This window comes from Enterobacter sp. CRENT-193, assembly GCF_002787395.1.
Lineage (GTDB): Bacteria > Pseudomonadota > Gammaproteobacteria > Enterobacterales > Enterobacteriaceae > Enterobacter > Enterobacter hormaechei_C.
This window is the reverse complement of record NZ_CP024812.1, coordinates 956476-976578: the sequence shown is the minus strand read 5'-3', so window position 1 is coordinate 976578 and position 20103 is coordinate 956476. Positions and strand designations below refer to the sequence as shown.

At 56.8% G+C, this 20103-nt stretch carries 16 protein-coding genes; 10 read left to right on the top strand and 6 right to left on the bottom strand.

Annotated elements, in window-relative coordinates; all coding sequences use genetic code 11:
* The first annotated feature begins 51 nt into the window (after positions 1-51).
* The 4 genes from CU081_RS04815 to CU081_RS04800 all read left to right on the top strand — a co-directional run bounded on the left by CU081_RS04815 (position 52) and on the right by CU081_RS04800 (position 4217).
* Positions 52-1959: a PTS mannitol transporter subunit IICBA gene (locus CU081_RS04815; protein ID WP_022652041.1), complete on the top strand. Its 1908-nt coding sequence runs from the start codon at positions 52-54 to the stop codon at positions 1957-1959.
* Between the two features lie 101 nt (positions 1960-2060).
* Positions 2061-3209 (top strand): mannitol-1-phosphate 5-dehydrogenase, encoded by a 1149-nt coding sequence (gene mtlD / locus CU081_RS04810; protein WP_017382581.1) that lies wholly within the window; start codon positions 2061-2063, stop codon positions 3207-3209.
* A complete protein-coding gene (gene mtlR, locus CU081_RS04805; RefSeq protein WP_015572766.1) occupies positions 3206-3796 on the top strand; it encodes a mannitol operon repressor MtlR in 591 nt (196 codons plus the stop codon). The genes mtlD and mtlR overlap by 4 nt, the downstream gene beginning before the upstream one ends.
* A gap of 58 nt (positions 3797-3854) precedes the next feature.
* Positions 3855-4217, top strand: coding sequence for a YibL family ribosome-associated protein (locus CU081_RS04800; RefSeq protein WP_022652042.1), 363 nt, complete (start codon positions 3855-3857; stop codon positions 4215-4217).
* A gap of 32 nt (positions 4218-4249) precedes the next feature.
* Here CU081_RS04800 and CU081_RS04795 read toward each other — a convergent pair whose 3' ends face one another.
* From CU081_RS04795 to CU081_RS04780, 4 genes are read right to left on the bottom strand one after another with little or no spacing between them, the layout of a single operon-like run.
* Positions 4250-5344, bottom strand: a complete 1095-nt coding sequence (locus tag CU081_RS04795) for a fimbrial protein (RefSeq protein WP_022652043.1) — start codon at positions 5342-5344, stop codon at positions 4250-4252.
* 9 nt (positions 5345-5353) lie between these two features.
* The gene (locus CU081_RS04790; RefSeq protein WP_022652044.1) at positions 5354-7834 is read right to left on the bottom strand and encodes a fimbria/pilus outer membrane usher protein; all 2481 of its coding nucleotides are present in this window, start codon (positions 7832-7834) and stop codon (positions 5354-5356) included.
* A 4-nt stretch (positions 7835-7838) separates the two neighbouring features.
* Positions 7839-8513 (bottom strand): fimbrial biogenesis chaperone, encoded by a 675-nt coding sequence (locus CU081_RS04785; RefSeq protein ID WP_022652045.1) that lies wholly within the window; start codon positions 8511-8513, stop codon positions 7839-7841.
* Positions 8514-8543: 30 nt separating this feature from the next.
* Entirely contained in the window at positions 8544-9125 is a 582-nt protein-coding gene (locus CU081_RS04780) for a fimbrial protein (RefSeq protein ID WP_003860173.1), read from the bottom strand.
* 1099 nt (positions 9126-10224) lie between these two features.
* Between CU081_RS04780 and lldP the strand changes: the two genes are divergently transcribed.
* The 5 genes from lldP to trmL all read left to right on the top strand — a co-directional run bounded on the left by lldP (position 10225) and on the right by trmL (position 15874).
* A complete protein-coding gene (lldP, locus tag CU081_RS04775; RefSeq protein WP_003860175.1) occupies positions 10225-11880 on the top strand; it encodes an L-lactate permease in 1656 nt (551 codons plus the stop codon).
* Positions 11877-12650 (top strand): transcriptional regulator LldR, encoded by a 774-nt coding sequence (gene lldR / locus CU081_RS04770; RefSeq protein ID WP_022652047.1) that lies wholly within the window; start codon positions 11877-11879, stop codon positions 12648-12650. The genes lldP and lldR overlap by 4 nt, the downstream gene beginning before the upstream one ends.
* Positions 12647-13834 carry a quinone-dependent L-lactate dehydrogenase gene (gene lldD / locus CU081_RS04765; protein WP_006808631.1) on the top strand — a complete coding sequence of 396 codons (1188 nt, stop codon included), beginning with the start codon at positions 12647-12649 and terminating at the stop codon, positions 13832-13834. The genes lldR and lldD overlap by 4 nt, the downstream gene beginning before the upstream one ends.
* Positions 13835-14014: 180 nt before the next feature.
* Positions 14015-15355, top strand: coding sequence for an MFS transporter (locus tag CU081_RS04760; protein WP_022652049.1), 1341 nt, complete (start codon positions 14015-14017; stop codon positions 15353-15355).
* A gap of 45 nt (positions 15356-15400) precedes the next feature.
* Positions 15401-15874, top strand: coding sequence for a tRNA (uridine(34)/cytosine(34)/5-carboxymethylaminomethyluridine(34)-2'-O)-methyltransferase TrmL (trmL, locus tag CU081_RS04755; RefSeq protein ID WP_003860178.1), 474 nt, complete (start codon positions 15401-15403; stop codon positions 15872-15874).
* Between the two features lie 38 nt (positions 15875-15912).
* Here trmL and ilvC read toward each other — a convergent pair whose 3' ends face one another.
* On the bottom strand, positions 15913-17388 hold the full coding sequence (ilvC, locus tag CU081_RS04750) for a ketol-acid reductoisomerase (protein ID WP_006808634.1): 1476 nt from the start codon (positions 17386-17388) through the stop codon (positions 15913-15915).
* 281 nt (positions 17389-17669) lie between these two features.
* Here ilvC and ilvY point away from each other — a divergent pair, with 281 nt between their 5' ends.
* Complete coding sequence (gene ilvY, locus CU081_RS04745; RefSeq protein ID WP_022652050.1) at positions 17670-18560, top strand: HTH-type transcriptional activator IlvY; 891 nt, start codon at positions 17670-17672, stop codon at positions 18558-18560.
* Here ilvY and ilvA read toward each other — a convergent pair.
* Entirely contained in the window at positions 18557-20101 is a 1545-nt protein-coding gene (gene ilvA / locus CU081_RS04740; RefSeq protein ID WP_026094330.1) for a threonine ammonia-lyase, biosynthetic, read from the bottom strand. The two genes, ilvY and ilvA, sit on opposite strands and share 4 nt — an antisense overlap.
* Positions 20102-20103: the final 2 nt, after the last annotated feature.

Below are 20103 nucleotides of genomic sequence, written 5' to 3'. Positions count from 1 at the left end.
CGATAAACCTCGGGCCACAAGCCTAAGCGTAAACATAAGAAGGGGTGTTTTATGTCATCCGATTTCAAGATCAAAGTGCAAAGCTTTGGTCGTTTCCTCAGCAACATGGTGATGCCAAATATCGGCGCGTTTATCGCGTGGGGTATTATCACCGCATTATTTATTCCGACAGGGTGGTTGCCTAACGAAACGCTGGCGAAACTTGTTGGCCCAATGATTACGTACCTGCTGCCGCTGCTCATCGGTTATACTGGTGGTCGTCTGGTGGGCGGTGACCGTGGAGGCGTCGTGGGTGCCATCACAACCATGGGGGTGATCGTCGGTGCGGATATGCCGATGTTCCTCGGTGCGATGATTGCCGGTCCTCTGGGCGGCTGGGCGATTAAGAAATTTGACGTCTGGGTTGATGGCAAGATCAAATCCGGCTTCGAAATGCTGGTGAACAACTTCTCTGCGGGCATCATCGGGATGATCCTCGCGATTCTGGCGTTCCTCGGCATTGGCCCTGCGGTTGAAGTGCTCTCCAAGCTGCTGGCGGCGGGCGTTAACTTCATGGTGGCGCATGACATGCTGCCGCTGGCGTCAATCTTCGTTGAACCGGCGAAAATCCTGTTCCTGAACAACGCCATCAACCACGGTATCTTCTCGCCGCTGGGTATTCAGCAGTCTCACGATCTCGGCAAGTCCATCTTCTTCCTGATTGAAGCCAACCCGGGTCCGGGTATGGGCGTTCTGCTGGCATATATGTTCTTCGGTCGCGGCAGCGCGAAGCAGTCTGCTGGCGGCGCGGCAATCATTCACTTCCTGGGCGGTATTCACGAAATTTACTTCCCGTACGTGCTGATGAACCCACGCCTGATCCTGGCCGTTATCCTCGGCGGTATGACCGGCGTGTTCACCCTGAGCGTACTGGGCGGCGGTCTGGTCTCTCCGGCTTCTCCAGGCTCTATCCTGGCGGTGCTGGCGATGACCCCGAAAGGCGCCTACTTCGCGAACATCGCGGCGATCTGTGCGGCCATGGCGGTCTCCTTCGTGGCCTCCGCTATCCTGCTGAAAACCAGCAAGGTGAAAGAAGACGACGATATCGAAGCGGCAACCCGTCGTATGCATGACATGAAAGCCGAATCCAAAGGCGCAACGCCGCTGGCGGCAGGCGATGTCTCTAACGACCTGAGCCACGTTCGTAAAATCATCGTGGCCTGTGATGCCGGTATGGGCTCCAGCGCAATGGGTGCGGGCGTGCTGCGTAAGAAAGTGCAGGATGCGGGTCTGATCAACATCTCCGTCACCAACAGCGCGATTAACAGCCTGCCGCCGGACGTTGACCTGGTGATCACGCACCGCGATCTGACCGAACGCGCTATGCGTCAGGTACCGCAGGCGCAGCACATTTCCCTGACCAACTTCCTCGACAGCGGCCTGTACACGAGCCTGACCGAACGTCTGGTGGCGGCGCAGCGCCATGAAGATAACGAAGTGAAAGTACGTACCAGCCTGCAAGACAGCTTCGACGAGAGCAACGCGCATCTGTTCAAACTGGGCGCAGAAAACATCTTCCTTGGCCGCACGGCGACCAATAAAGAAGAGGCCATTCGCTTCGCCGGTGAGCAGCTGGTGAAAGGTGGCTACGTTCAGCCGGAATACGTTGAGGCGATGCTGGAGCGTGAAAAGCTGACCCCAACCTACCTGGGTGAATCCATCGCGGTTCCACACGGTACGGTGGAAGCCAAAGACCGCGTGCTGAAAACCGGCGTCGTGTTCTGTCAGTATCCTGATGGCGTGCGCTTCGGTGAAGAAGAGGACGACATCGCCCGTCTGGTGATTGGTATCGCCGCTCGCAACAACGAGCATATCCAGGTGATTACCAGCCTGACCAACGCGCTGGATGACGAAACGGTTATTGAGCGTCTGGCCAACACCACCAGCGTTGAAGAAGTTCTGGCCCTGCTTAACAAATAACGGTACTCCTCCCTCTCCCCCCCGGGGAGAGGGCTAGGGTGAGGGGAAAACGTTCCTCACCCCAGCCCTCTCGGGTAAAAACATTGATGAAGGTTAACACTATGAAAGCATTACATTTTGGCGCAGGTAATATTGGTCGTGGCTTTATCGGTAAACTGCTGGCAGACGCGGGCATTACCCTGACATTCGCCGATGTGAATCAGGTGGTTCTGGATGCCCTGAATGCCCGTCATAGCTATCAGGTTCACGTGGTGGGTGAAAACGAACAGGTTGAAACGGTCTCTGGCGTCAACGCGGTAAGCAGCATTGGCGACGATGTTATCGATCTTATTGCCAGCGTTGATCTGGTCACCACAGCCGTGGGTCCGGTGGTGCTTGAGCGTATCGCCCCGGCGGTCGCGAAAGGCCTGGCGAAGCGTAAAGCACAGGGCGTTGAAACGCCGCTGAACATCATCGCCTGTGAAAACATGGTGCGCGGCACCACGCAGCTGAAAGGCCACGTTCTTGCGGCCGTCGCCGACGAAGATAAAGCCTGGGTTGAAGCGCACGTAGGTTTTGTTGATTCCGCCGTGGATCGCATCGTTCCGCCGTCAGCATCCGCCACCAACGACCCGCTGGAAGTGACCGTGGAAACCTTCAGCGAGTGGATCGTTGATAAAACCCAGTTTAAGGGCGCGCTGCCGACCATTCCGGGAATGGAATTAACCGATAACCTGATGGCATTTGTCGAACGTAAACTCTTCACGCTGAACACCGGGCATGCTATAACCGCGTACCTCGGAAAATTGGCCGGTCATCAGACCATTCGTGACGCGATCCTCGATGAGAACATCCGTGCGGTGGTCAAAGGGGCAATGGAAGAGAGCGGCGCGGTGCTGATCAAACGCTACGGTTTTGATGCTGATAAACACGCAGCATACATCCAGAAAATCCTCGGTCGTTTTGAAAACCCGTATCTGAAAGATGACGTTGAGCGCGTGGGTCGTCAGCCGCTGCGTAAACTGAGCGCGGGCGATCGCCTGATTAAACCGCTGCTGGGCACGCTGGAATACGGCCTGCCGCACGCTAACCTGGTGAAGGGAATCGCTGCCGCAATGCACTACCGCAGCGAGCAGGACCCGCAGGCGATTGAGCTGGCTCAGCTGATTGATGACAAAGGCGCGCAGGCTGCGCTGGCGCAGATCTCCGGTCTGGATGCCAACAGTGACGTAGTTGCGGAGGCGGTCAGCGCATACAACGCAACCAAATGATGCAGAGTCCGGCGCAGGTGAGCCTGCGCCCGAATAACAGATTGTCAGATATGCAGGCAATAATGGAACAAACCCAGGCCTTTGAAAATCGTGTGCTTGAGCGTCTGAATGCTGGCAAAACCGTACGAAGTTTCCTGATTGCCGCCGTCGAGCTGTTAACCGAGGCGGTAAACATTCTGGTGCTTCAGGTGTTTCGCAAAGACGACTACGCGGTAAAGTACGCTGTAGAACCGTTACTGGACGGAGACGGACCGCTGGGCGATTTATCGGTACGGCTGAAGCTGATTTACGGTCTCGGCGTGCTGAACCGTCAGGAGTATGAAGACGCAGAGCTGTTAATGGCGCTGCGCGAAGAGCTCAATCATGACGGCAATGAGTACACCTTTACCGATGATGAGATACTGGGGCCCTTCGGCGAACTGCACTGCGTATCCGCGCTCCCTCCCGCACCTCAGTTTGATAACAGCGACCCAGAGCTGTACGCGATGCAAAAGCTGCGTTATCAACAGGTTGTCCGCTCCACCATGGTGCTTTCCCTGACTGAGCTGATTTCTAAAATCAGCTTAAAAAAAGCGTTTCAGAAGTAAGCCCGCACACATTGGTGTATCCTTCCCTGTAAATTCCCCGTTTTCAGAGTTATTTGTCATGAAAGAAGTCGAAAAGAACGAAATTAAACGCCTGAGCGACCGTCTGGATATGATCCGCCATCAGATGGCCGGCCTCTCCCTTGTTGATTCCGCCGAGAAATATGCCGAGCTGGAAAAAGAGTCCGTGAAGCTGGAGGCGGAAATTGAACGCCTGCGCGAAGTGAAAGGCCAGAAGCTGAGTAAAGAAGCGCAGAAGCTGATGAACATGCCGCATCGCCGCGCGATCACCAAAAAAGAGCAGGCCGACATGGGCAAGCTGAAGAAAAGCGTCCGTGGCCTGGTGGTGGTGCACCCGATGACTGAGCTTGGTCGCGAAATGGGCCTGAAAGAGATGACGGGTTTTTGTAAGACCGCGTTCTGATCGTCCTCCCCTGCCGCTGCGGCAGGGGAAACTCAGTTGTAAATCAGGTTAAACGTGGCCATCGCATCCGCTTTTCCCGCCGTCACGTTCGCTTCCGTCTGAATGTAATGCGCATCAAACCAGAAGGTTTGCGTCTGGTTATCCCCTACTTGCCCAAGCGCTGATACCTGCGGGGTGTTCCACGGTACCACCTGCCCCTGAACCGAACCGGTATTGTCACCGTAAAGCAGTTCGATCCCGACACCGCTGGCGCTATCCTCCTGCTTCGTCAACGCCAGCGCCCGATCGTTGCCCGGCGTGGTATCGCCAAAGAAACCCATCTTAACCGCCGTGTTATTTTCGCAAGTCACCGGAATGCTGAAGCGTCCGCCCCCGGCGCGGGAGCCGATGCCGTGAAATTCACGCTGGCTCACGCTCCCCATGGGAACAAGAATGCTGCGAGAGCCCACTGAACAGCTGGTACGCCTGACGGTGAAGCTGGCGAGATGAATCTGTACTGGTGTCGCCACGTTGGTGGCGCTGGCTTGATTTTCTCCCGCCTGCAATATCAGCGATCCGACATTTTGCTCCTGGGAGTTGGCGTTATCGTCAGGCATGGGGCTGGTCGTCGGGATTTTGTAAAACACCACCCAGAACTGCAATTTATACGTTGGGGCGCTGGCAAAGGCAGGATTCTGTGAGGCATCGCAGATACGCCGGGACTCGTTGCCGTCTACCGGGCTGGTGCCATCAATATACCGTACGGCATCCGCACCACAGTACTGCTGCTCGCGGAACCCGAGCGCGTAGCCGATGCCGTCAATTTGGGTTTTGTAGACGTGCCGCGACGCACCGTCTTCCCCCACCACGGTGCCGACGGGGTTATCCAGCTCGACAAATCCGATACTACGCCAGGGGTCATTCCCGCCATCACAGCTGTAGAAATCCGCCCCGGTAGACTGTATCGGCGCAGATATCGGCGTCCAGTCAGACGTGCCGGGCGCATACCCAATGGCATAAGGCACCTGAACGACCCACTGATCGCGCGTGGTGCGGCAGGTTGAAGTCTGGGCATGGGCATGAAAACTCAGCATGCCAAAAAGCGAAAGCAGACTGAGATAGAAAAACCAGTGAATAAAACGACGCATGATATTCCTCTAGTGGCACTCAAGAGACAGCGTAGCGATGCCGGGGGCCATATGAGCTTTCCCCAATCTGAAAGGTGTCTGGCATTGCTGCTGCTCCCCGTTTTCATACCAGGTGACGCGCAGGGTGCCGCGCTCGGGTACTCCGCTCAGGTAGGCCTGACCGCCGTCAGCGACCATGCTTCGGTTTGCAGAATGGCGGTTCTGCTCCACCACTTCAGCCTGCGCGCCAAACGGCAACGGTTCACCGTGGTAGCGCAGGGAAAACAGAACGCGATAACCAATGTGGGTTTTGTAATTGGCCAGCACCACCGCGCCGCTGGTGGGAATGAGCGTCAGACCGCTCTGCTCAACGTCGACGTTCTCACCCAGCGTCGCCGTATCAAGGCTGACGGTATTTTTGCGATACGCCGAGAGCGTTGGCATGACCGCATAGCCGCGGCTGTCGGTATGGATCCCGTTGTAACCCTCCGGCTCAACGTTCGCCGCACCGGGCACGCGCAGCAGGGCGACGGTATCGCCCAGCGGCTCGCTAAGCGTGACGCCATACTGCGTGGCGATAACGCCTCCGGCGAGTCCGAGGCTCGCGTTGCTACCGCTTCGGCTGTGGTCATAACCGAGGCTGACGTTGCCGTAGCCACCGTTGTATTGCAGCGCCAGGCTGGTACTGTCGGCTTGTCCCTCGCTGGCCTTACTCTGCTGAACGCTGTAATTAAGGTTGCGATTCGCCAGCGCGCTGCCGTTGAGAGACATCTGCTGCGTGGTCATTCCACGATTGTTGTGGTTGATGAAGTAACTGACCGAGCTGTCCGGTAACCAGTGGCCAAGCGGAACATTGACGTTAAACGACACGGTGCGATCGGGATGCTGCTCACGCGCTGAGTCGGTGTAGTCATATCCCGCGCCCCAGGAAATGCCCCGCCAGCTGGTGTACCAGCCAATGTGGATGGTTTTATCCTGCCCGGACGTATGCCAGTAATCCTGCATCCATGCCGAGACGCTGAGGCTGCCGAACTGACCCAGCGTCTGTGAAAAGGTGACCTGCGAGCGGCTACGGCGATTATTGAGTTGCAGCTGTTGGCTGTCAGACTGATTCAGTTCACTAAATTCATAGTAATTGCGCGAGGCATAGCGATAACTCGCCAGGTTGAAGGCGGTGCCGGTAGCGCTGAAATCTTTCTGATACTGAATGCGCCACGCCTGCCCTATCGCGTTTTTGCCGTCGGGTAAATGGCTTTTTGCCAGCGTATCGTCAATGCCCAGCGAGCCAAATGCGCCAAACCCTCTGCCTATGCCAATTGCACCGGCCTGGTAGTTGCTCGCCGTACGAAAGCCGCCATACACCGTCATCCTGGAGAGCAGACCGTAGAAAAAAGCGCCTTCAACAAACTCAGGCGAACGCGCATCGCCGGAGCCGGAGTGAAATCGTCCGGCGTTGAGACTGTATTTCAGGCTGCCCTGGCGTCGCATAAACGGCACCGCAGAATAGGGTTGGGTAAAGACGCGCGTTGAGCCGTCACTTTCCGTGACCGTAACCTGTAGATCGCCGCTTTGTGCGCCGGGGAACAGATCGTTAATGATAAATGGCCCGGCGGCCACCCAGGTTTCATAGATCACATAGCCATTTTGCGAAACGGAGACTTTAGCGAAGCTGTGTGCAACGCCGCGGATGGTTGGTGCGAAGCCGCGCTGGCTGTCGGGTAACATGCTCTCGCTGGACGAGAGCTGAACCCCGCGAAACGCCACGCTATCGAAGACGTCGCCTGCGGTCCAGGCATCGCCGATCCGTAGCTGGCTGTTAAGACGGCGAATATCCCGGCTCAGCCAGCTACTTTGCGACTGAAAATGGTTGCCGCCCGCGTCGCTGTGGCTCCAGGCCGAAGAGTTGCGCAACCGCCACGCCCCCAGATTGATGCCGTTACGCAGGCTCAGATAGCTGGATGTCGTGACCCCGCTCTGATGACGGGCCTGACCGCCCGACAGACTGTAATCAGTAAATGCCGCCGGGATACCATCGTCCCACTGCGACTGCGGCACGTAGCCACGGCTGCGGTGTTTCATCGCCGCCTGCGGCAGGTTGAGAAAAAGGCGCTGTTGGTTGAAATCATAGGAGGTTCGCGCTGCCGGAATAAAATCCTCGAGGTGCGTGAACGTTTCTCCCTCCTGCAACCGGGAGAATGCAGGAATGGCCCCTACATTTACGCCAAGCGCTTCCAGCAGCGATACGCTAAAAACGGGTTGCAGGCTGCCTTTCTCATTGACGAAGGTGATCTCCTGATGCCGCTCCTCGCGTCCGTTAATCTCCAGCGTCACGAGCCAGGTGCCTGGCATCTGCCCGCCCTTTTCAGAGAAATAGTGCAGATCCGCCGTTTTCTGTTCAGTAGAGGAAAGCTCCAGCGCGGCGGGATCAAAGTAATCCTCGGCCATCCCCGCACGGCTGAAGCTAAGCAGCAACACTGAAAGCGGCGCGTAACGAAACAGGCGAAAAGGCATGATCTTAAAGAGGCTGGGTGTGGGTGGCGGTGATGGCACCAAAATCATTAATAGCCGACCAGCTTACGCCCCCGGAGGCGGACACAGGCCATTCACGGGTTTCCCCTGGACCGATCATGCCCGGCTGCTCAATTTTATGCCCGCCAACGGTCAGCCGATAAAAAGAGACGTAGTATGGCGTCGGGTTAGCGGCCTTAAGCCCTTTTCCCGTCCGCGAAAACGTTATTTTCTGCCAGGCAGTTGCAGCGTCCCCTTTTAGATTGTCCGGGCGGTAGAAAATTTTAAATTTCGATTTAACGTTAACTTGTAATTCGTTGCTGCTCTCTTTTGGCTTTGGCGCAATCGCTTTAATATCGAGCCAGAATACAGATTCACGATCTGTGGGCAGCGGAGCGCCGGTATATTGAATACGCAGCGTATTGGTCTGCTCCGGATCAAGTCTGAACAGAGGTGGCGTGACAATAAATGGCGCAGCGTTATTTTTACCCTGCCCATCCCCTTCAACCCACGACTGAATAAGATAGGGAACCGCACTTTCCATATTAGAAACAGAAAATGCCACCTCCTTGCTGTGTTGTGGGTATACGATCCGTGTTCCCCCCATTACAACGCCAGCGGAAACTGACGCAGAACTAACCATTAATGCAGTGAGCATAATATACGATAAACGTTTCATCATTATTATCTCTGGAGGTGGCTGACAGTGAAATCAGTTATAAACCATCAGGAAGTTAGAAACGGCGTTAACATCGCCGGCGTTGATTTCTGTGCCATCTTTGTCAAGTGCGGCATAGAAAGTTAATTCAGCATTGCCTTCATCATCCGGTGCGGTTGTTTCAGATACCGTACCCGGTTTAATCGCGGTGCTGCGATCGCTGTTATAAAGCTTCACGCCGACACCCGTCGCCATACCTTCACCTGGCGTAACCTGAAGCAGTGTGTCATTCACCGTATCTTTGGTTCCGTCAAACAGTACCGCAACCGATTCAACCGTCTCCGGGCAGTTTTCCACGTTGATTTTGAACTCGCGCGGCGTCGTTTCGTTGTGATCGTCAAAGTAGCTTTTTGCCCACGCCCCAAGGTCTACCGTTTTGTTTTTAGAGGCCGGAGTAATATCACAGGAAATAAGGGTAATCTTCCCGGTAAAATTGATCACCCCGCCCGTACTTTGCGAACCCGCACCGGTATCCAGAGAAGCATTAACGCCAGAATCACTGCTTGCCAGTACCGATTGAGAAGATAACAGCAGCCCCGCCGCGGCAATCGCCAGCGCCACATTTTTGATTTTCATTTGGAACACTTTCCCCTCTGTAAATTAAACAGATATAGACTTGTTGTACCAGGTACAATAACCGCTATAAGGATTTAAAAACGCCACCGAAAGGGTTTTAGCAGAATGGGTGACGCGACCTTATAGAATAAAGCAGGGTCCATCCCATGGTGATAATCCGTATATTTTCAGAAGGCCATACACAGATATCCTTCAACTGAGGAATGACTTCTGGCCGAAAATAACACTGAATACGTTGTGGTTAGTAATAAATTTAAAATCTTCTGTTACGTTGCTTCTGAATAAATAGTAAATCAAATGCCTTTTAACGTCTACGTATTGAAAAGTAATACGCCGCGCTTGTAAACATTCTGAAATTAACACTCAACTAACAAATTTAACCCCTTTCCATTGCCCTAATAATTATTAATCTGCTTTTAATACCGCAACTAAATTACAAGAGAGTTAACTGATCATTGTTTGATCAATTTATTTCAGAATATTATTAGCCAAAAAATGTCACTTCAGCAAAAAATTATTTCACTTTATCCTGAAAAATCGCGGTTAAACAGGATATTTCCTTATCGATCAGCAATTGATCGTTTGTAATACACTGTTAAAATCTATATGTGAAATTTACCTTAATTAAAATTTTTTGCTACAGCTTCGATTTCGCATTTTTAACCAAAAAAAATTTTTATTTATAAGAAATATATCACTCTGATCACACATATACAGATTTTCAAAAACATAAATAAAACAAACAAACCTCATTTGATTCACGCAATATTATCACATACCCATTTTATTCAACCTCTTTTACGCGCCGTATCTGCTCAAAAGGCGAATGTAATGCCCTCCACCTGACTACCGCTCCCAACGCACGCGGTGAGTTGAACTTGCGGTTTTGGTCCTACCAATCATGCGTAAAGCTATCCATCGTTCACAGTTTCGATGCTCCACTTCACAAAAGCATTGCTGAATAGCAACACTTGGTTAACCATTTATTGCCATTAACCCTACATCACAATATTGGAAGGACCACTTTTACACTAAGTGTGACGCTGAGATGAGCAGAGACTCACCCGACGAACACCCGTGTGGTCCTCAGGAGACCTGCATGAGCCTCTGGCAACAAAACTACGATCCGGCCGGGAATATCTGGCTGTCGAGCCTGATCGCATCGCTACCGATCCTGTTCTTCTTCTTTGCGCTGATAAAGCTCAAGCTGAAGGGCTACCTTGCCGCAACGTACACCGTTGCCATCGCCCTGCTGGTGGCGCTGTTCTTCTATAAAATGCCGGTCGATCGCGCGCTGGCCTCCGTGGTGTATGGTTTCTTCTACGGCCTGTGGCCGATTGCGTGGATCATCATCGCCGCTGTCTTTGTCTACAAAATCTCGGTGAAAACCGGGCAGTTCGACATTATTCGCTCGTCGATTCTCTCTATTACACCGGACCAGCGTTTACAGATGCTGATTGTCGGTTTCTCCTTCGGGGCGTTCCTTGAAGGGGCGGCAGGATTTGGCGCGCCGGTGGCGATCACCGCCGCTCTGCTGGTCGGGCTGGGCTTTAATCCGCTGTATGCCGCTGGCCTGTGCCTGATTGTGAACACCGCCCCGGTGGCGTTTGGCGCGATGGGCATTCCGATTCTGGTGGCGGGTCAGGTGACCGGGCTGGACAGCTTCGAGATCGGCCAGATGGTGGGCCGCCAGCTGCCGTTCCTGACCATTATCGTGCTGTTCTGGATCATGGCGATTATGGACGGCTGGCGCGGCGTGAAGGAGACCTGGCCTGCGGTGATGGTAGCGGGCGGTTCGTTCGCCATTGCCCAGTATCTCAGCTCCAACTTCCTCGGCCCGGAACTGCCGGACATCATCTCTTCCCTGGTGTCGCTGGTCTGTCTGACGCTGTTCCTGAAACGCTGGCAGCCGGTACGTATCTTCCGCTTTGCTGACATGGGCGCATCGCACGTGGATCAGACGCTGGCGCGCACCGGCTATACCGCCGGACAGATTGTACGCGCATGGTCACCGTTCCTGTTCCTGACCGCCACCGTGACGCTGTGGAGCATTCCGCCGTTTAAAGCCCTGTTCGCCCCGGGCGGCGCGCTGTACGACATGGTGATTAATATCTCCGTGCCGTTCCTCGACAAAATGGTCGCCCGTATGCCGCCGGTGGTGCACGACGCCACGCCGTATGCGGCAGTGTTTAAGTTCGACTGGTTCTCAGCCACCGGTACGGCCATCCTGTTTGCCGCTATCCTTTCCGTTGTGTGGCTGCGCATGAAGCCTGCCGCCGCGGTACAGACCTTTGCGGCGACGATTAAAGAGCTGATGCTGCCGATTTACTCCATCGGCATGGTGCTGGCGTTCGCGTTTATTTCGAATTACTCCGGCCTGTCGTCGACGCTGGCGTTAGCGCTGGCGCATACCGGCCACGCGTTTACCTTCTTCTCGCCGTTCCTCGGCTGGCTGGGGGTGTTCCTGACCGGTTCAGATACGTCATCTAACGCCCTGTTTGCTGCCCTACAGGCCACGGCCGCGCAGCAGATTGGCGTCTCGGACGTGCTGCTGGTCGCTGCGAACACCACCGGCGGCGTGACCGGGAAGATGATCTCACCGCAGTCCATCGCCATTGCCTGTGCTGCGGTGGGGCTGGTAGGCAAAGAGTCGGATCTGTTCCGCTTTACCGTTAAACACAGCCTGATATTTACCTGCATGGTGGGCGTGATCACCACATTGCAGGCCTATGTCTTAACCTGGATGATTCCATGATAGTGATGCCCAGACGCCTGTCCGACGAGATTGCCACTCGCGTACGGGCGCTGATAGAAGAACAACAGCTGGAAGCGGGCATGAGATTGCCCGCCGAGCGTCAGCTTGCCGCTCAGCTTGGCGTGTCGCGCAACTCACTGCGCGAGGCGCTGGCGACGCTGGTTAGTGAAGGGGTGCTGCTGAGCCGTCGCGGCGGCGGCACCTTCGTGCGCTGGCAGCATGACGACTGGTCCGAACAAAACATCGTGCAGCCGCTGAAGACGCTGATGGAAAACGACCCTGACTACAGCTTCGACATCCTCGAAGCGCGTCACGCCATCGAAACCAGCACCGCGTGGCACGCGGCGATGCGGGCAACCGACGCCGACAAAGAGAAGCTCAAAGCCTGTTTTGAAGCCACGCAAAGCAGCGACCCGGACATCGCCTCCCAGGCGGACGTGCGGTTCCATCTGGCGATTGCCGAGGCCTCGCACAACGTGGTGCTGCTGCAAACCATGCGCGGGTTCTTCGACCTGCTGCAATCCTCCGTCAAGCAGAGCCGCCAGCGCATGTATCTGGTGCCGCCGGTGTTTGCCCAGCTGACCGAACAGCACGAGGCGGTGCTCACCGCCATTCTGGCCGGAGATGCCGAGGCCGCGCGCAAGGCGATGATGGCGCATCTCGGCTTCGTGCATACCACCATTAAACGATTCGATGAAGATCAGGCCCGACAGGCGCGTATTACCCGTCTGCCTGGCGAGAGTGATATTTCCAGGGAGAACAAAGCATGATTATTTCAGCAGCCAGTGACTATCGCGCCGCGGCGCAGCGCATTTTGCCCCCGTTCCTGTTCCACTATATCGACGGCGGGGCGTATGCCGAATATACCCTGCGCCGTAACGTGGAGGATCTGTCGGAAGTGGCCCTGCGCCAGCGCGTGCTGAAAAATATGTCTGACCTGAGCCTTGAGACGAAGCTGTTTAACGAGACGCTCTCCATGCCGGTAGCGCTCGCACCTGTCGGTTTATGTGGCATGTATGCCCGTCGCGGTGAAGTGCAGGCCGCCGCCGCCGCAGATGCCAAAGGCATTCCGTTTACCCTTTCCACCGTGTCCGTCTGCCCGATTGAAGAAGTCGCCCCGACCATCAAGCGCCCGATGTGGTTCCAGCTGTACGTCCTGCGCGATCGCGGTTTTATGCGCAACGCGCTGGAGCGCGCCAAAGCGGCGGGCTGCTCAACCCTGGTCTTTACCGTCGACATGCCGACCCCCGGCGCGCGCTACCGCGACGCCCACTCCGGCATGAGCGGCCCTAACGCGGCCCTGCGCCGTTACTGGCAGGCGGTGACGCACCCGCAGTGGGCGTGGGATGTCGGGTTGAACGGCCGTCCGCACGATCTGGGCAATATTTCGGCCTACCTCGGTAAACCGACCGGGCTGGAGGACTACATTGGCTGGCTGGCGAACAATTTCGATCCGTCGATCTCCTGGAAAGACCTGGAGTGGATCCGCGAATTCTGGGACGGCCCGATGGTGATCAAAGGGATCCTCGACCCGGAAGATGCCCGTGACGCGGTGCGTTTTGGCGCCGATGGGATCGTGGTCTCTAACCATGGTGGCCGCCAGCTTGATGGGGTGCTCTCCTCCGCCCGCGCCCTGCCGGCCATTGCCGATGCGGTGAAAGGCGATATTGCGATCCTGGCCGATAGCGGCATCCGTAACGGGCTGGACGTGGTGCGCATGATTGCGCTCGGCGCCGACAGCGTGCTGCTGGGCCGTGCTTACCTGTACGCGCTGGCCACCAGCGGCCAGGCGGGCGTGGCGAATCTGCTGAACCTGATCGAGAAAGAGATGAAAGTAGCGATGACCCTGACCGGGGCGAAGTCGATTAGCGAAATCAGCAAAGACTCTCTGGTGCAGGAGCTCAGTAAGCTGCCTGCGGCGCTGGCCCCTCTTTCCCAAGGAAACGCGGCCTGATCTTCCCCGGTTAGCCTCCCCTTCTTCCGCGCCCGACTTTCCCCTCGGGCGCTTTTTTTGTCGAAAATAACACCTGCGTAACATTTTTGATAAGAAAATTTGACACACCCCGCCCCTCCGCAATTGTATAGACAAGCAAATACAAGAACACAAAAACAACATCACATCGGAGGGGAACGTATGACGTATTCAGGTCGGGTGGATATTCAGCAGGTGATCGATGAAAGTCCTTTTTCAGGGTTTCACTGGCTTCTTATTGTGCTGGGCTTTCTGGTGCTGGCGATCGATGGGTTTGATACCGCAGCGATGGGTTACATTGCGCCTACGCTGTCGACGGAGTGGGGAATACATAAACAGGATCTGGGGCCGGTGCTGAGTGCGGCGCTGCTGGGGCTGTCGCTGGGAGCCCTGATTGCAGGTCCGGTATCGGACCGGATGGGACGCAAGCGCGTGCTGGTCTTTTCGTGTCTGTTCTTCGGCCTGGCGAGCCTGGGCACGGCCTGGGCGCAAAGTCTGAATACCCTGACGTTATGGCGATTTCTGACCGGTCTCGGGCTGGGCGCCGCGATGCCTAACGCCATCACGCTGATCTCAGAGTTTGCCCCCCAGCGCTGCCGCGCCATGGCAATTAACACCATGTACTGCGGCTTTCCGCTGGGTGCGGCGGGCGGCGGGGCGATCTCGTCCTGGCTTATCCCTCACCATGGCTGGCGAAGCGTGCTGCTGACCGGCGCGATTGCGCCGCTGATTTTAACGGTGCTGCTGGCGCTGCTGTTGCCGGAGTCGGTGAAGTTTCTGGTGCAGCGCGGGAAAGACATCGCCCAGGTTCGCCGCATCGCCAGCCGGTTCGCCCGCAGCACGCTGGATAGCGTCACGGGCTTTTTCCTGACAGAGGAGAAAGTCGCGTCGAAAAAAGGCAGCGTGTCGCAGCTGTTTTCCATGCCCTGGCTGCCCGGCACCCTGATGCTGTGGGTCACCTACTTTATGGGACTGGTGATTTATTACGTCCTGCTGAGCTGGATGCCGACGCTGATGCAGGGGATGGGGTATGCGCTGGCGGAATCCGCCTGGCTCACCTCGCTGTTCACCTTCGGCGGCACCGCTGGCATTTTGCTCGCGGGCTGGATGATGGATCGCTGGGAAGCGCACAAGGTGGTCGCGTGTGGTTTCGTGCTGACGATGGGCCTGATTCTTTTACTCGGCATTGAGCATAACCATATCGCCCTGTTTGGCGGGTTAATTTTCCTGATGGGGATCGCGATGAACGGCGCGCAGTCGGGCATGCAGACCCTGGCCGCCACCTTTTACCCTACCGAGTGCCGCGCGACGGGTATCGCCTGGATGCAGGGGATCGGCCGCTTCGGCGGCGTGGCGGGCACCATGACCAGCGCCCAGCTTCTTTCCATGCAGTGGCAGGCAGACAGTATTTTAATGATCCTCAGCGTGCCTGCTCTCGTGGCCGCGGCGGCAACCGTCTACAAAATGCTGTATAGCCGCGCGCAGGAGCCGGGCGTCGCCTAGTCCCTCTCTTTTCTGCTATTCTGCCCCCGCAATTAAGGGGGCAGCATGCTTAACATCGTCTTATTCGAACCAGAAATTCCGCCGAACACCGGCAATATTATCCGCCTGTGCGCCAACACCGGTTTTCGTCTGCACATCATTGAGCCGATGGGCTTTACGTGGGACGACAAACGTCTGCGCCGCGCGGGGCTGGACTACCATGAGTTTACCGCCGTCGTTCGTCATCACGATTACGCCGCGTTTCTGGGATCCGAAAAACCACAGCGCATGTTCGCCCTGACCACCAAAGGCACGCCAGCGCACAGCGCCGTAAGCTATCAGGACGGGGATTATCTGATGTTTGGTCCGGAAACCCGCGGCCTGCCGGCCACCATTCTGGATGCCCTGCCAGCCGAGCAGAAAATTCGTATTCCGATGATGCCGGACAGCCGCAGCATGAACCTGTCGAATGCGGTGTCGGTGGTGGTGTATGAGGCGTGGCGCCAGCTGGGTTATCCCGGCGCGATACTGCGTAGCTAAAACAGTTCGGGTGGCTTGCGCCACCCGATTCATCGTGTTTAGCCTGCTACCGCGATACGTTTCATATCGGTCATGTAGCCACGCAGTTTCTGGCCCACTTTCTCGATTTCGTGGCTGCGGATCGCTTCGTTAACGTCACGCAGCTGCGCGTTATCAACCGCACCTTCCGCAATCGCCTGGCCCAGATCGCCCGCTTGCAGGGTGGTCATGAACTCTTTCAGCAGCGGTACGCAGGCGTAAGAGAACAGGTAGTTACCGTACTCGGCGGTATCGGAGATCACCACGTTCATCTCATACAGACGCTTACGGGCGATGGTGTTTGCGATCAGCGGCAGCTCGTGCAGCGATTCGTAGTACGCAGACTCTTCAATGATGCCGGAATCCACCATAGTTTCGAACGCCAGCTCAACGCCTGCTTTCACCATCGCAATCATCAGGACGCCTTTATCGAAGTACTCCTGCTCGGTGATCTTGCCGTCGTACTGTGGTGCGGTTTCGAACGCGGTTTTACCGGTCTCTTCACGCCAGGTCAGCAGTTTCTTATCGTCGTTCGCCCAGTCTGCCATCATGCCGGAGGAGAACTCGCCGGAGATGATGTCGTCCATATGTTTCTGGAACAGCGGCGCCATGATGGTTTTCAGCTGTTCAGAGAGTGCGAACGCGCGCAGTTTTGCCGGGTTGGACAGACGGTCCATCATCAGCGTAATGCCGCCCTGCTTCAGCGCTTCGGTGATGGTTTCCCAGCCGAACTGAATCAGTTTTTCCGCGTATGCCGGATCGGTGCCTTCCTCCACCAGCTTGTCGAAGCACAGCAGAGAGCCAGCCTGGAGCATGCCGCACAGGATAGTCTGCTCGCCCATCAGGTCAGATTTCACTTCCGCAACGAAGGAAGATTCCAGTACGCCCGCACGATGGCCGCCGGTGGCCGCTGCCCAGGCTTTGGCAATCGCCATGCCTTCGCCTTTCGGATCGTTTTCCGGGTGAACGGCGATCAGCGTCGGTACGCCGAAGCCACGTTTGTACTCTTCACGCACTTCGGTGCCCGGGCACTTCGGCGCCACCATCACCACGGTGATGTCTTTACGGATCTGCTCGCCCACTTCAACGATGTTGAAGCCGTGGGAGTAACCCAGCGCGGCGCCGTCTTTCATCAGCGGCTGTACGGAACGCACAACGTCAGAGTGCTGCTTGTCCGGCGTCAGGTTCACCACCAGATCCGCCTGCGGGATCAGCTCTTCGTAGGTGCCCACTTTGAAGCCGTTTTCGGTCGCTTTACGCCATGAAGCGCGCTTCTCGGCAATCGCTTCTTTGCGCAGGGCGTAGGAGATATCCAGCCCGGAGTCACGCATGTTCAGGCCCTGGTTCAGACCCTGTGCGCCACAGCCGACAATGACCACTTTTTTACCCTGAAGGTAGCTCGCGCCATCAGCAAATTCATCGCGCGCCATGAAGCGGCATTTGCCCAGCTGCGCCAGCTGCTGGCGCAAGTTCAGTGTATTAAAGTAGTTAGCCATGGGTGATACCTCGTGATGTTGTGTTGTTTATTACTCTATGGATTTCACGTTTTAGGAAGGCGTCAAGTCTGCGAACCCCCAGGAGCTTACTCTGGTAAGTGACTGGGGTGAGTTGACGCAGACAACGCACCTACAACGTGAAAGACGACGAGTAATTTATTGTTCGGTTCGCCTTTCAGCGACAATGTACCCACATTACAACAGGAAATTTATTGCGGAAATTGATATATTCACAACGTCACATTGCAATTTATGCAATGTAAAAAGAGGGAGTGGAATCGGTGGATTTACGCGATCTGAAAATGTTCCTGCACCTGGCGGAAAGCCGTCACTTTGGCCGCAGCGCCCGGGCGATGCACGTCAGCCCGTCCACGCTTTCGCGCCAGATCCAGCGCCTTGAGGAAGACCTCGGCCAGCCGCTGTTCGTGCGCGATAACCGCACCGTCACCCTCACGGAAGCCGGCGAAGAGCTGCGCATCTTTGCCCAGCAAACCTTGTTGCAGTATCAGCAGCTGCGGCACACCATCGACCAGCAGGGGCCGTCGCTTTCCGGCGAGCTGCATATTTTCTGTTCCGTGACCGCTGCCTACAGCCATCTTCCCCCCATTCTTGACCGCTTCCGCGCGGAACATCCGTCGGTTGAAATTAAGCTCACCACCGGCGATGCCGCCGACGCGATGGAAAAAGTGGTCACGGGCGAAGCGGATCTCGCGATTGCCGGGAAACCGGAAACCCTGCCGGGGGCGGTGGCGTTCTCGATGCTGGAGAATCTGGCGGTGGTGCTGATTGCCCCGGCGCTGCCCTGCCCGGTGCGCAACCAGGTCTCGGTGGAGAAACCGGACTGGTCGACGGTGCCGTTTATCATGGCCGATCAGGGGCCGGTGCGCCGCCGCATCGAGCTGTGGTTCCGCCGTCAGAAAATCAGCAACCCGTCGATTTACGCTACCGTCAGCGGCCATGAGGCGATGGTGTCGATGGTGGCGCTTGGCTGCGGCGTGGCGCTGCTGCCGGAAGTGGTGCTGGAAAACAGCCCGGAACCGGTGCGCAACCGCGTGATGATTCTGGAGCGCAGCGACGAGAAGACGCCGTTTGAGCTGGGCGTGTGCGCACAAAAAAAGCGGCTGCATGAGCCGCTTATTGATGCGTTCTGGACGATATTGCCGAACCACTAGCCAGCCAGAAAGAACCTGAAAGCCGGGTTATGGGTTTCGTCATGACATTCATAGCCCAGTTCGTTCAGGCGCGTTTCGAAATCCGGCTCGTGCTCGCCCAGTTCGAACGCCGCCAGCACGCGCCCGTAGTCGGTGCCGTGGCTGCGGTAGTGGAACAGGGAGATGTTCCAGTGCGTGCCGAGCGTGTGCAGGAACTTGAGCAGCGCGCCCGGTGATTCCGGGAACTCGAAGCTGAACAGGCGTTCCTTCAGCGGCTTGGAAGGACGGCCGCCGACCATGTAACGCACGTGCAGCTTCGCCATCTCATCGTCAGAGAGATCGACCACGCTGTAGCCGCCGTCGTGCAGCAGGCTGAGGATCTCTTTGCGCTCCTCCACGCCACGGCTCAGACGCACGCCGACAAAAATGCAGGCATCTTTGGCGTCGGCAAAGCGGTAGTTGAACTCCGTTACCGAACGGCCGCCCAGCAGCTGGCAGAACTTCAGGAAGCTGCCCTTCTCTTCCGGAATGGTCACCGCCAGCAGGGCTTCACGCTGCTCGCCCAGCTCACAGCGTTCGGACACGTAACGCAGGCCGTGGAAGTTCACATTGGCACCGGAAAGCACGTGCGCCAGACGCTCGCCGCGGATATTGTGCTGGGCGATGTATTTCTTCATCCCCGCCAGCGCCAGCGCGCCGGAGGGTTCCGCCACCGCACGCACGTCTTCGAACAGATCTTTCATCGCCGCGCAGATAGCGTCGCTGTCGACGGTGACGATATCGTCGAGATACTCCTGGCACAGGCGGAACGTTTCGTCGCCAATGCGCTTCACCGCCACGCCCTCGGCGAACAGCCCGACGCGCGGCAGATCTACCGGATGTCCCGCGTCCAGCGCCGCCTTCAGGCAGGCAGAGTCTTCCGCTTCAACCGCAATCACTTTGATCTGCGGCATCAGCTGTTTGATCAGCACCGCCACACCTGCGGCTAAGCCACCGCCGCCCACCGGGACGAAAACGCGGTCGAGATGGGCGTCCTGCTGCAACAGTTCCAGCGCCAGCGTACCCTGCCCGGCAATCACCATCGGGTGATCGAACGGCGGCACCCAGGTGAAGCCCTGCTGCTGCGCCAGCTCAATCGCTTTGGCTTTGGCTTCGTCAAAGTTAGCGCCGTGAAGCAGCACTTCTCCGCCGAACCCGCGCACCGCGTCGACCTTGATATCTGCGGTGGCGACCGGCATCACGATCAGCGCCTTCAGCCCCAGACGCGCCGAGGAGAACGCCACGCCCTGCGCGTGATTGCCCGCCGAGGCGGTAATCACCCCGCGTGCTTTCTGCTCGTCCGTCAGCCCGGCCATCATCGCGTAGGCGCCGCGCAGCTTGAAGCTGTGCACCGGCTGCCTGTCTTCACGCTTCACCAGAATGACGTTGTCGAGACGCGAAGAGAGTTTGTCCATTTTTTGCAGGGGCGTGACCTGCACCGCTTCATAGACCGGCGCGCGTAGTACCGCTCTCAGGTATTCCGCCCCCTCCGGGGCGGCGGATAAGGGTTGTGACTCGGCCATCA

Bases quoted from the DNA above. Each gene is read 5' to 3' on its own strand.
- CU081_RS04815 (WP_022652041.1), top strand. From the start codon at position 52: ATGTCATCCGATTTCAAGATCAAAGTGCAAAGCTTTGGTCGTTTCCTC.
- mtlD (WP_017382581.1), top strand. From the start codon at position 2,061: ATGAAAGCATTACATTTTGGCGCAGGTAATATTGGTCGTGGCTTTATC.
- mtlR (WP_015572766.1), top strand. From the start codon at position 3,206: ATGATGCAGAGTCCGGCGCAGGTGAGCCTGCGCCCGAATAACAGATTG.
- CU081_RS04800 (WP_022652042.1), top strand. From the start codon at position 3,855: ATGAAAGAAGTCGAAAAGAACGAAATTAAACGCCTGAGCGACCGTCTG.
- CU081_RS04795 (WP_022652043.1), bottom strand. From the start codon at position 5,344: ATGCGTCGTTTTATTCACTGGTTTTTCTATCTCAGTCTGCTTTCGCTT.
- CU081_RS04790 (WP_022652044.1), bottom strand. From the start codon at position 7,834: ATGCCTTTTCGCCTGTTTCGTTACGCGCCGCTTTCAGTGTTGCTGCTT.
- CU081_RS04785 (WP_022652045.1), bottom strand. From the start codon at position 8,513: ATGATGAAACGTTTATCGTATATTATGCTCACTGCATTAATGGTTAGT.
- CU081_RS04780 (WP_003860173.1), bottom strand. From the start codon at position 9,125: ATGAAAATCAAAAATGTGGCGCTGGCGATTGCCGCGGCGGGGCTGCTG.
- lldP (WP_003860175.1), top strand. From the start codon at position 10,225: ATGAGCCTCTGGCAACAAAACTACGATCCGGCCGGGAATATCTGGCTG.
- lldR (WP_022652047.1), top strand. From the start codon at position 11,877: ATGATAGTGATGCCCAGACGCCTGTCCGACGAGATTGCCACTCGCGTA.
- lldD (WP_006808631.1), top strand. From the start codon at position 12,647: ATGATTATTTCAGCAGCCAGTGACTATCGCGCCGCGGCGCAGCGCATT.
- CU081_RS04760 (WP_022652049.1), top strand. From the start codon at position 14,015: ATGACGTATTCAGGTCGGGTGGATATTCAGCAGGTGATCGATGAAAGT.
- trmL (WP_003860178.1), top strand. From the start codon at position 15,401: ATGCTTAACATCGTCTTATTCGAACCAGAAATTCCGCCGAACACCGGC.
- ilvC (WP_006808634.1), bottom strand. From the start codon at position 17,388: ATGGCTAACTACTTTAATACACTGAACTTGCGCCAGCAGCTGGCGCAG.
- ilvA (WP_026094330.1), bottom strand. From the start codon at position 20,101: ATGGCCGAGTCACAACCCTTATCCGCCGCCCCGGAGGGGGCGGAATAC.